Here is a 9,233-nt window from a genome sequence, read left to right on the forward strand (position 1 = left end):
TTTTAGATTTTAGATTTTAGATTTAATTTTTCATTGGCAAGTGTAGTCATGGTGATTTTAGATTTTAGATTTTAGATTGTAGATTTAATTTTTCATTCCCGCTGGAAGGGTGCGACTAACTTTAGCAGGAGTAAGAATTCGCTCTCCCTCTCGATAGCCGACAAACCGAATATAAACTAATTCTCCTTCGGTTATATCCTCAACATCTGGCTGGTGCAACTGCGGATTGTAAGCAGTTTGTTCCCAGGCTGAACCAATCATTTCAAAATCCCAACTTGACAAGAGATTTTCTAAGGGAGTAAACAAAGCTGAGAGATTTTTGGCGGGCATATCCGGCTTGGCTTCTGCCATTTTGCGGGCGGCGGGATAGTTGGTTAACAAAGTTTGCAACTGTTCAAAGGTAGCGCGGCGAAAATCGGCAGTTAGTTGAGCTTTTTGCTGCTGCAATTCTGATCGCAGCCGGAAACACTGCTGCCTCAATTCTTCTATTTCGCTGGGATTAGTTGTGATTGTAGCCGATATGGGCAGCGCGATCAAATTGCGATCGAACTCTTGAAAATTCAAATTCAGCACTGTTGCCAGCCGTCTCAGTTGGTCTAGCGTGAGTTTTCCCAAGTCTCCCTGCCGCACTAAGCGCACGCCAAAGCGACTTAAGCCTGCTTTTTCGCCTAAGTCTTGCCAATCGAGAATGTCTAGCTGATTCATGCGTTCCCGCAGAATTGTATCGTACTTAAACTCGATCGCATCTCCCGCCTCAGATGCAGCATAAACGTAGACTAAAATTAGAAAAATGCCCCCGATAGCTAGCGCGAAGCTGAAGGCAGGCACTGTTGTTACATCAACTGTTGCACCGAGGAGATAGAACATTGTTAATTTTTCTAAACTTGTTTTAAAGTCTGCGTTTGTTCAACGGTCAAGTTTTCTTCGCCTTGGTAGTATTCTGGCAGCAAGTCTTGAGATTCTACTTTTCCGAGGGCTTTTTCAATTCCGGCGGTGGTTTCGGTGCAACTAGAACCGGTGGCGTTGAGGACGGTTTCGGTAATTTTGCCGTCTTTGCCGATGCGGTATTCTATTTGGCGGTATTCTGCCATAATTCTTCCTCTTGGTTTAATGCTTGAGTGTTGACTGTTGAGTGTTGAGTTATATTATAGATTCTATTTACCAATTATTCTAATGAATTTTTGTAGCGACAATGCAACCGGGGTTTCGCCGGAGATTATGGCTGCGATTGCAGCGGCTAATTGCGGTGCTGTGATGTCTTACGGAGATGATGAATATACGCAGCGTTTGCAAGTTAAATTTTCGGAATTGTTCGAGACATCCGTGACTGTTTTTCCTGTAGCAACAGGTTCGGCTGCTAATGCGCTAGCCCTTGCGGTTGTTACTCCTCCTTACGGGGCTGTTTACTGTCACGCGGAATCTCATATTAATCTAGATGAATGCGGCGCGCCGGAGTTTTTTACAGGCGGTGCAAAGTTAGTAACCGTAACAGGAAATCATTCTAAAATAGAGCCAGAGACTTTAGGAAAAATACTCGATCGCGCTGGTGCTGGTGTCGTCCATCACGTACAGCCCGCAGCCGTCAGCATCACTCAAGCAACGGAAGCCGGCACAGTCTACAATCCAGCAGAAATTTCCCACATTTCGGAAGTAGTTCGCGCTCACAATTTGCACCTGCACATGGATGGAGCTCGCTTTGCCAATGCGGTTGTCAGTTTGGGCTGTTCTCCGGCGGATGTCACTTGGCGGGCTGGTGTGGATATTCTATCGTTTGGAGCGACAAAAAACGGTGCGATGGGTGCGGAAGCTGTGGTTTTTTTTAATCCAGAATTAGCAAAGACTTTCCCTTTTTACCGCAAGCGCAGCGGGCATCTCTTCTCGAAAATGCGGTTTTTGTCGGCGCAGTTGGAAGCGTATATAACCGATGATTTGTGGCTGAAGAATGCGGCTCATGCAAATAATATGGCAGCAAAATTAGCCGAAGGTTTGGCGGGGGTTGAGGGAGCGAAGTTTTGCCATCGGGTTGAAGCCAACGAGATTTTTATTCAACTTCCCGAATCAGTAATTACATCGGTTTTAGCTGAGGGTTTTCTGTTTTATCGGTGGGATGAATGTACTGTTAGACTGGTAACGGCTTTTAATACTCTGGAAGCGGATGTTATTGCTTTGGTGGACGCTGTTAAACGCTATTCTGTATAGATTGTAGGTTGGTAAGGGCGGGTGTATTGAGCATTTTTGTGATAGCAAATATTATGTTAACCCGCCCTGGCTGGCGCTACGCAGCTAGAGTTTAATCGATTGAGAAACAGGTTCTGCAACTGCGGCTAGTTCGGGTTCAACTGCTTCGAGGTGCTCTTCTAAAAGCGCCAGATTTCTCATGTTTGATTTATAAAAAGCATCAAAGATATCTCCGACTAAAGGTACTGAACCAACGACGGCTTCTAGACCGATATTGTAAATCATTTTCCCTAGAGTTTTTTGGGGAAGGTTGAATCGAGTTGCTAAGTAAATTAGGTATGCGGAAAACGCGGTATCTACGATATCCCCAGCACCCGGAACTAAACCGATAATAGGGTCTAAGCCGATGCGAAATTTGGTGCCGGGGATGCCAATGGCGGTATCCATCAGGCGGCTGAGTTTGCGGATGCGATTGAGGGTGGCGAGACGCTCTATGTTGTTCATATTATTATTGTTGAACTAGGTTGAAAATTTGAAATCTGTCGGAAGACGGAAAAAAAACATCTAGAAACCGCTCATTTTCCATCTTCGCTAATATGCTGAATTCCCCATTCGTGCATGGCATTAATAATCGGTTTGAGACTTTCGCCCAAAGGCGTTAGCGAATATTCAACTTTTGGCGGCACTTGCAGGTAAATTTCCCGATGCACGATCGCGTCTGATTCCATTTCCCGCAGTTGCTGCGTCAGCATCTTCTGAGTAATGCCGTTGACAGCTCGTTGCAGCTCGTTAAAACGCTTCACTCCTTGAAATAGCTCCCGCAGAATCAAGACTTTCCAGCGCCCGCCAATCACCTCTAGAGTGCGTTCTACAGGGCAATTTGCTCGATCGACTTTTACTTCTTGGACTTGCATAGTATCTTTTTGGTAAGTACCGCACTTTTAAGTGCGTACTATTCATAATAGCTTGACTCGGTTTAAAATAAAAACATCAAAGAAACACCCGATAAATTTCACTGAGGATTCAGAAAATGATTACCGTCAGAAAAAGTGAAGCAAGAGGACACGCTAATCACGGTTGGCTGGACAGTTACCACACATTTTCTTTTGCCGGCTATTACGATCCAAATTATATGAATTTTCGCTCTTTACGGGTAATTAATGAGGATTTCGTTAGCCCCGGCAAAGGTTTCGGCACTCACGGGCACAGCGACATGGAAATCATTACTTATGTATTAGAAGGAGCATTAGAACACAAGGATAGTTTGGGTACCGGTGCAGTGATTAAACCCGGTGAAGTACAGCGGATGAGTGCAGGTACGGGTATCCAGCACAGCGAGTTCAATAACTCGCAAACAGACCCGGTTCATTTGCTGCAAATCTGGCTGTTACCCGATACAAAAGGCTTGCAGCCGAGTTACGAGCAGCGGGAGTTTGCCCTAGCAGAAAGGCACGGAAAACTGCGTTTAGTGGCGGCACGAGATGCGAGAGATGGTGCTATTAAAGTGCATCAAGATGTGGATTTGTATGCGGCTGTTTTGGATAAACACTCGCGGGTTTCTCATGCTTTGCAGCCGAATCGCCACGCTTGGGTGCAAGTTGCTCGCGGCTCGGTTTTGGTCAACGGTTTGCCTTTGAAAAATGGCGACGCTGCGGCGGTTAGCGGCGAGTCTGAATTGGCGATTGAAGCTACGGCAGACGCTGAATTTTTGCTGTTTGATTTGGCATAGAATTACACAAGAAATCCCCGGCTTCTCCAAGAAGTCGGGGATTTTAGATCGTTCGGCGATTGAAATCGCTTAAGAGTCAAACTCTCCTCCGAGTAGAGGGGGACTAAGAAATTAATCACCCATCCAAGATTTGGCCCCAAAAATACCTGCGATCAGTTCGGGAATGCCCAAATCAACATCTAAGCTTTCCCAGTGCACCCTACTACCGGAAGGCGGTAGCCAAACATCAGCAAACTGTTCTGGTGAAGCGCCTTCTAAGCCTTGTGCAAGGCTTGGAGGAAAACAGAAAATAGCACCGTTTTTTTGTTCGCTCACTATTAAATCTTCAGACTGATTGTAATACATGGATTCGGCGCGGGGTTCTGTAGCCTCAGCGTTTTTCCATGCTAGCTGGGCTTTAGTTATTTGCTCTCGGAGATTTTCCTCAGTTAACTGTTTGTCCCAGTTTCTAAATACCATGTATTTCTTGCCATCGGTTTTGTTAAGTTTGGATACTTGATTATTGCTGCATGGGATTGTGTTAAGCGGACTGTGAAGGACATGATACTTAATAATGGGTTACTACTTAGGAAATAAGTAAATAGGAGGAAGAAAGTAAGTTTTATTTGTGGTATTTCTGGTAAGGGTAAATGTTTAGGATAAATTTTTATGGAACAACAGCCGATCGCCCGAAAGCATCTTGTTTGGAGCCTGATCACTGGTTTAGCAGTTGGCGCGATCGCAGGCGCACCCCTCGGCTGGATGGCTAATGGGAAATATTCCGACCAGCGTTTGGCTGAATTCATCATTTGCCAAGAAAAAAATAGAGATAAGCCAGTTGCTATGGTTGAGTCTATTTGTGGTTCCCGATTCTAAATTTTTCTGGTAGCCAGAGGGCTGTGTCAAATATTGTGAGGCTTGTGCGAATGTCGAAAGTTTGATCGTCGCGCAGGCATTTTGGCGTTGTCAACCGTCAATCTGCCACAAACCGGATAACTTATGCGTCAGTTGATATCTGGGTATGTTAAATTGACACAATAATGAATTACAGCAGAACAATTCCGGCTATTTTGAGTGCTACGATCGCCCTGAGTTCGATCGCCCTCATCCCACTCACATCACCTCAAATCGCCCTCGCATTAACCGCCGACAAAGTTAAAACCGTTGCCCAACAAATTACTGTTCGCATCCAGGGGACAAAAGGCGGTTCTGGAGTAATTTTAGAGAAACAAGGCAGCACATACTATATTCTCACAAACTGGCACGTTGTCGATAAAGCCGGCGATTACGAGGTCGTAACTCCTGACGGCAAAGCTCACTCTGTATACTATAGCCTCGTGCGGCGAATGCCCGGTGCGGATTTGGCGATCGTACCTTTCAGCAGCCCTCAAAGCTACCCCCTGGCTCAATTAGCCAATTCCGCAGCAACTAAGGGAAACAAGGCTTATGTGGCCGGCTGGCCGATATCCGGCGGTTCTCTGAGACAGCCGATTTTCATCGCCACGGAAGGTCAGCTTACCGGCCGCCAAACTCCTTGGAACGGCTATACTTTGGTATACAATAACTTAGTGAGAGCCGGCATGAGCGGCGGGCCGGTGCTCGATGACGCAGGCCGAGTTGTCGCAATTAACGGCATTGTCAGGTTAGAGGACAATTCTGATAAAATCGTGGCGGCGGGAATAGAAATTAATACTTTCATGAAATGGCGATCGACTGTTTCGCTGCCAGTAGTTCCCCAATCTCCTACTGCCGGGAACCCAAAAACTCCGGCGAATAATGCCCCCCGCACGCCCGCAAGTGCGATCGCCTTTGCTGCTACAAATACCCTCAAAGGGCCTTCGGAAGTTGTCAGTTCCCTTGCCCTAGCTTCAGCTTATTTTACTACTGGAAATAGCAACGGCACAATCTCAGTTTGGAATTTTCCCAGCGGGCAATTAAAAACTACCCTGCAAGGTCACACGGAAGCAGTAAACGCATTGGCCGCGAGTGCGGATGGCAAGGTGTTAGCTAGCGGCAGCGACGACAAAACTGTGAAAATTTGGAATTTAGAAACTGGCGCGGTTGTACGCACTTTGAGCGGGCATTCCAATGCAGTTTCGAGCGTTGCCGTCAGTCCCGACGGTCAATTTGTAGCCAGCGGTAGTTGGGACAAAACGATTAAGATTTGGAACCCGAAAACAGGAGAGTTGCTGCGGACTTTGACCGGGCATTCTGGGTTGGTGAATGCTGTTGCAATTAGTCCCGACAACAAAACTTTAGCTAGCGGCAGCAAAGACGGTTCAATTAGGTTCTGGAATTTAGCTGGCGGTCAAGCTATTCGCACGATTAGCGGCAAAAACTTGTCTGTTTTGTCGCTAGCTTTTACTCCCGACGGCAAAAGTTTAGCGGCGGGAAACAGCAATGGCACTGTTGGGGTGTGGAATGCCGGAAACGGGCAGTTAATTCGGCGTTTAAGCGGGCATACTGACGGAGTTTGGTCGGTGGCATTCAGTCGGGATGGCACTACGCTGGTTACTGGGAGTTGGGATAAGAGTGTGAGACTTTGGGATGTGCGATCGGGCGAATTGAGAGGTAATTTGATCGGTCATGCTGGCTACGTTAGCGCTGTGGCGATTAGCGCAGATGGCAAGACTATTGTTAGTGCGGGTTGGTTGGGGGAAATTAAGATTTGGAAAAGGAGTTGAGATTTTTTTGAACCAACCCCGAAGGCGCGTAAGGCGGAGGGGCGCGTAAGCGCTACTCAACCTAGAAACAGCCCCGCGTCTGTAGCGAACGCAGCTAGTGGAGGGTTCGGTTAAGCACCGACTCTACTGGTAGGGTGCGTCAGTTGGTAGGGATTCGATGTATATCGGCTAATCATTTCCGGGCTCCGGCACCCTACTCCCTAGCATTTTGCTTCAAAGTACGCTCGACGCTTATGATAGATTTGGTTCTTGCCAGACTACACTGGAAGACAAAATCAAATTAAAAATTTCGCCATAAATTTCGATCGACCCGCCGATCGGGCGGGACTCTCAACTTCGTGGAACAGGCGTCCCGCCTGTGGTTGGCCAAGTAAATCTAAAATCTAAAATCTAAAATTGCGTGACTTCTGACAAATGATTGAAGTAGAACACTTAAGCAAAACTTACGGTTCGACCGCAGCGATCGCGGACGTGTCTTTTTCGGTCGAATCAGGAGAAATTCTGGGGTTTTTGGGGCCAAACGGCGCTGGCAAAACCACAACCATGCGGATTTTGTCGGGATACTTGCCAGCATCCAGCGGTACGGCCCGCATCGCCGGCATGGATGTTCACGAAGACTCGATGGCCGTCAGACAGCGCATCGGCTATCTGCCGGAAAACCCGCCACTGTATCCAGAAATGAGTGTGGAAGGGTTTCTGTTTTTTGTGGCAAGGATTAAGCAAGTACCTGCGGGCGATCGCGCGCGACGAGTTACCTCCGCGATCGAACGCTGCGGCCTGGTTGATAAACGCAAAGTTTTAATCCGCAAGCTTTCTAAAGGATTTCGCCAGCGCGTCGGTATCGCCCAGGCGATCGTCCACGACCCCCCGGTAATTATCTTAGACGAACCCACCGTAGGCCTCGACCCCCGACAAATCATCGAAGTCCGCAATTTAATCAAAAGTCTTGGCGGCCAGCACACAATCATCCTTTCCACACACATTCTGCCGGAAGTCAGCATGACTTGCAACCGCGTCACCATCATCAATCGCGGTAAAATCGTCGCTGCAGGTACTCCCGAAAATTTGATGGGAGAGTTGGCGGTGGGAGAGGGTTACGAACTCGAAGTTGAAGGCGAGGCGGATTTGGTAAACAGTCTGCTGTTGCCTTCTTTGGAACAATTGCCGGGAGTTCGATCGATCGAATTGATTCCAAGCCAGCAATTTTTAGTGAATCGCTACCGCCTGCGGGCAATGTGCGAACCGGACATAGAACCCGGACGAGAAATTGCCACAGCTATCGTCGCCTCTGGATTTGGACTGTGCGAAATGCGTCGCTCTCGCGCTACTCTGGAAGATGTGTTTTTAAGGCTGACAGCGGCTGAAAAAAAACCGGAAGAAAATCTGGTTCACACCGAACCAGAGGTCGATCGAAATCTGCAAGAAGCTGCAGCAACTCAAGACTCGATCGCGGATGCTCATCAATCGGAATCACAACCGACGATCGCGAATTCTCATCAATCGGAATCACAACCCATCGCGGACAATCTGCCAGTTTTAGATAAACCAGAGTCTCTCTATGATTCTCATTCAGCATCGGAACCCGTTGCAGAAACCGTAGAGTTGATAGAACATCCTCGACCAGAATTAGAACCCGTTGCAGAAACCGTAGAGTTGATAGAACATCCTCGACCAGAATTAGAATCAGTTGCAGAAACCGTAGAGTTGATAGAACATCCTCAACCAGAATCAGAACCAGTTGCAGAAACCGTAGAGTTGATAGAACATCCTCAACCAGAATCAGAACCAGTTGCAGAAACCGTAGAGTTGATAGAACATCCTCAACCAGAATCAGAACCAGTTGCAGAAACCGTAGATTTGAGTGAAGGGAAGCATCTCAGTTTGGGTGTCACAGGAACCCGAGCCTCTTACTCGCTACAGATATCTCAACAAGCAAGCAGGATGCTCACTTTTGTAAAAAATGTTTTTTATAAAAGGGAGATACTCCCGATAGAACCTTCTACACCAGAACCGATTGTTGAAAATCTAGAAGTTTCACAAACCGTAGAGTCGATCGAGCATCGTGAACCAGAATCCGAACCAGTCGAAAGACAAGAGTCGATCGAGCATCGTGAACTAGAACCGATTGTTGAAAATGTAGAAGTTTCAGACACAGTAGAGTCGATCGAGCATCCTCAACCACAACCGATAGTCGAAAATCTGCAAGTTTCAGAAACAGTAGAGTCGATCGAGCATCCTCAACCACAACCGATTGTCGAAAGGCAAGAGTCGATCGACTATTCTCAACCAGAAGCCGCACCAATTACAGAAACACCAGATGAAATAAGCGATTTAGAACCTGAAATGCAACCAGTGGCAGATTTTCTGGAAATTGTAGAAAGACAAGAGTCGATCGAGCATTCTCAGCCAGAACCGATAGTCGAAAATCTAAAAGTTTCAGAAACGGTAGAGTCGATCGAGCATTCTCAGCCAGAACCGATAGTCGAAAATTTGCTCATTGTAGAAACAGTAGAGTCGATCGAGCATTCTCAACCAGAACCGATAGTCGAAAATCTAGAAGTTTCAGAAACGGTAGAGTCGATCGAGCATTCTCAACCAGAACCGATAGTCGAAAATCTAGAAGTTTCAGAAACGGTAGAGTCGATCGAACATCCTCAACTAGA

General features: G+C 47.0%; 9 protein-coding genes and 1 pseudogene. 5 read left to right on the forward strand and 5 right to left on the reverse strand.

Annotated features, from left to right (window positions below; translation table 11 throughout):
- Positions 1 to 84: 84 nt before the first annotated feature.
- Both QUB14_RS06530 and QUB14_RS06535 read right to left on the reverse strand, forming a co-directional pair.
- The gene (locus tag QUB14_RS06530; RefSeq protein WP_333216504.1) at positions 85 to 867 is read right to left on the reverse strand and encodes an XRE family transcriptional regulator; all 783 of its coding nucleotides are present in this window, start codon (positions 865 to 867) and stop codon (positions 85 to 87) included.
- Between the two features lie 11 nt (positions 868 to 878).
- Positions 879 to 1,091, reverse strand: a complete 213-nt coding sequence (locus QUB14_RS06535; RefSeq protein WP_190662874.1) for a DUF2997 domain-containing protein — start codon at positions 1,089 to 1,091, stop codon at positions 879 to 881.
- Positions 1,092 to 1,173: 82 nt separating this feature from the next.
- Here QUB14_RS06535 and QUB14_RS06540 point away from each other — a divergent pair, with 82 nt between their 5' ends.
- Positions 1,174 to 2,199 (forward strand): low specificity L-threonine aldolase, encoded by a 1,026-nt coding sequence (locus tag QUB14_RS06540; protein WP_333216502.1) that lies wholly within the window; start codon positions 1,174 to 1,176, stop codon positions 2,197 to 2,199.
- Between the two features lie 84 nt (positions 2,200 to 2,283).
- On the opposite strand, the gene QUB14_RS06545 is transcribed toward QUB14_RS06540, so the two are convergent.
- Together QUB14_RS06545 and QUB14_RS06550 are read right to left on the reverse strand one after the other, a co-directional pair.
- Positions 2,284 to 2,682, reverse strand: coding sequence for a DUF4112 domain-containing protein (locus QUB14_RS06545; RefSeq protein WP_006633568.1), 399 nt, complete (start codon positions 2,680 to 2,682; stop codon positions 2,284 to 2,286).
- Positions 2,683 to 2,753: 71 nt separating this feature from the next.
- Entirely contained in the window at positions 2,754 to 3,092 is a 339-nt protein-coding gene (locus QUB14_RS06550; RefSeq protein WP_006633569.1) for a winged helix-turn-helix transcriptional regulator, read from the reverse strand.
- 116 nt (positions 3,093 to 3,208) lie between these two features.
- On the opposite strand from QUB14_RS06550, the gene QUB14_RS06555 reads away from it, so the two are divergent.
- Positions 3,209 to 3,907: a pirin family protein gene (locus tag QUB14_RS06555; RefSeq protein WP_333216500.1), complete on the forward strand. Its 699-nt coding sequence runs from the start codon at positions 3,209 to 3,211 to the stop codon at positions 3,905 to 3,907.
- A 111-nt stretch (positions 3,908 to 4,018) separates the two neighbouring features.
- Here the strand turns inward: QUB14_RS06555 and QUB14_RS06560 are convergent, their stop codons facing one another.
- Complete coding sequence (locus QUB14_RS06560) at positions 4,019 to 4,366, reverse strand: DUF2442 domain-containing protein (RefSeq protein WP_333216498.1); 348 nt, start codon at positions 4,364 to 4,366, stop codon at positions 4,019 to 4,021.
- 189 nt (positions 4,367 to 4,555) lie between these two features.
- Here QUB14_RS06560 and QUB14_RS06565 point away from each other — a divergent pair, with 189 nt between their 5' ends.
- From QUB14_RS06565 to QUB14_RS06575, 3 genes and pseudogenes are all read left to right on the forward strand, one after another.
- On the forward strand, positions 4,556 to 4,762 hold the full coding sequence (locus QUB14_RS06565) for a hypothetical protein (protein WP_006633572.1): 207 nt from the start codon (positions 4,556 to 4,558) through the stop codon (positions 4,760 to 4,762).
- 164 nt (positions 4,763 to 4,926) lie between these two features.
- On the forward strand, positions 4,927 to 6,570 hold the full coding sequence (locus tag QUB14_RS06570) for a trypsin-like peptidase domain-containing protein (protein WP_333216496.1): 1,644 nt from the start codon (positions 4,927 to 4,929) through the stop codon (positions 6,568 to 6,570).
- 414 nt (positions 6,571 to 6,984) lie between these two features.
- Positions 6,985 to 8,061 (forward strand): annotated as a pseudogene (locus QUB14_RS06575) (ABC transporter ATP-binding protein); the annotation flags it as partial.
- Between the last annotated feature and the right edge of the window lie 1,172 nt (positions 8,062 to 9,233).

Origin of the sequence: Microcoleus sp. B3-D2 (genome assembly GCF_036705345.1) — a bacterium.
Classification (GTDB): Bacteria; Cyanobacteriota; Cyanobacteriia; order Cyanobacteriales; family Microcoleaceae; genus Microcoleus.

Bases quoted from the DNA above. Each gene is read 5' to 3' on its own strand.
- QUB14_RS06545 (WP_006633568.1), bottom strand. From the start codon at position 2,682: ATGAACAACATAGAGCGTCTCGCCACCCTCAATCGCATCCGCAAACTC.
- QUB14_RS06530 (WP_333216504.1), bottom strand. From the start codon at position 867: ATGTTCTATCTCCTCGGTGCAACAGTTGATGTAACAACAGTGCCTGCC.
- QUB14_RS06560 (WP_333216498.1), bottom strand. From the start codon at position 4,366: ATGGTATTTAGAAACTGGGACAAACAGTTAACTGAGGAAAATCTCCGA.
- QUB14_RS06570 (WP_333216496.1), top strand. From the start codon at position 4,927: ATGAATTACAGCAGAACAATTCCGGCTATTTTGAGTGCTACGATCGCC.
- QUB14_RS06540 (WP_333216502.1), top strand. From the start codon at position 1,174: ATGAATTTTTGTAGCGACAATGCAACCGGGGTTTCGCCGGAGATTATG.
- QUB14_RS06550 (WP_006633569.1), bottom strand. From the start codon at position 3,092: ATGCAAGTCCAAGAAGTAAAAGTCGATCGAGCAAATTGCCCTGTAGAA.
- QUB14_RS06565 (WP_006633572.1), top strand. From the start codon at position 4,556: ATGGAACAACAGCCGATCGCCCGAAAGCATCTTGTTTGGAGCCTGATC.
- QUB14_RS06555 (WP_333216500.1), top strand. From the start codon at position 3,209: ATGATTACCGTCAGAAAAAGTGAAGCAAGAGGACACGCTAATCACGGT.
- QUB14_RS06535 (WP_190662874.1), bottom strand. From the start codon at position 1,091: ATGGCAGAATACCGCCAAATAGAATACCGCATCGGCAAAGACGGCAAA.